We start from the raw sequence: 1,029 nt of genomic DNA, 5'->3' as shown, positions 1-1,029 counted from the left end.
GCGGGAGAAGGTGGCGCGCAGCGCCGGATGAGCGGCTGTGTTGTTGGTCAAGGGTTTTGTGTTCGCCAGGGTGTGTTGTCTCTGACGATTGCGTTGAGGGTTGTGAGCAGCTTTCGGATGACGGCGACGATGGCGACTTTTTTGGGTCGTCCTCTCGTGGTGAGGCGCTCGTAGAAGGTTTTGAAGACGCCGTTGTGCCGAATGGCGGCCAGCGCTGCCATATACAAGGTGTTGCGGACGCAGGTTCTGCCTCCCACGATGGTTCTGTGGCCGCGCATCATGCCGGAGTCGCGGTTCATCGGTGCGACGCCGACGAGGGCTGCGAGCTTCTGGCGGTCGATGGAGCCAAGCTCGGGAACTTCGGCGATGAGAGTGCGGGCGGTGACATCGCCAATCCCGGGCACGGACTTGAGTAATGTTTCGGTCTCGCGCCATGCTGGCGAGTTCTTGATGCCGTCACCGATGGTGCGGTCGATCTCGCTCAGCTCCTTCTCCAGGAAGGCGATGTGCCGGGCGAGCCCTTTGGCGAGGCGCTTGTCAGGCATGCGCCGCGCACGATTGGCCTCCATCCCGATCATCTCGATGATCTGACGGCGCCTTGCAACGAGTTCGGCCAGTCTCGTCGCCTCCGGAGCCGGGACGGCTCTGGCCTGTGGCCTGATCCGCTCGGCAAAGAGCGCAATCACTTCGGCGTCGAGGGCGTCGGTCTTGGCCAGTCGTCCCATGGCGCGAGCGAAGTCGCGGATCTGACGCGGGTTGACGACGCAGAGCGGCAAGCCTGCTCCGGCGAGCGCGGCCGCCACCGTGGTTTCAAACCCGCCGGTCGCCTCGATCACCACCAGGGCGACCGGACAGGCCGCCAGGCGTGCCGTCAGCTCGTCTAACCCTCGGCCGTCGCGAGAGACGAAGAAGGTCTCTCCCGAGGGGCGGAGATGAACGTCGAGGCGATCCTTGGATACGTCGATGCCGACGAAAACAGCGAGAGCTTCATCCATGACCCATCCTTGCAAATGCGGGCTCGGGCCCAAG

The 1,029-nt window shown here is 63.9% G+C and carries 1 protein-coding gene; it reads right to left on the bottom strand.

Annotated features, from left to right (window positions below):
- Positions 1 to 47 precede the first annotated feature (47 nt).
- A complete protein-coding gene (locus CYD53_RS29770; RefSeq protein ID WP_103721677.1) occupies positions 48 to 995 on the bottom strand; it encodes an IS110 family RNA-guided transposase in 948 nt (315 codons plus the stop codon).
- Positions 996 to 1,029 lie beyond the last annotated feature (34 nt).

Source organism: Allobosea psychrotolerans (assembly GCF_002917105.1).
Taxonomy (GTDB): domain Bacteria; phylum Pseudomonadota; class Alphaproteobacteria; order Rhizobiales; family Beijerinckiaceae; genus Allobosea; species Allobosea psychrotolerans.
The sequence above is the reverse complement of the archived record's forward strand: the minus strand, read 5'-3'. Positions and strand labels throughout refer to the sequence as shown.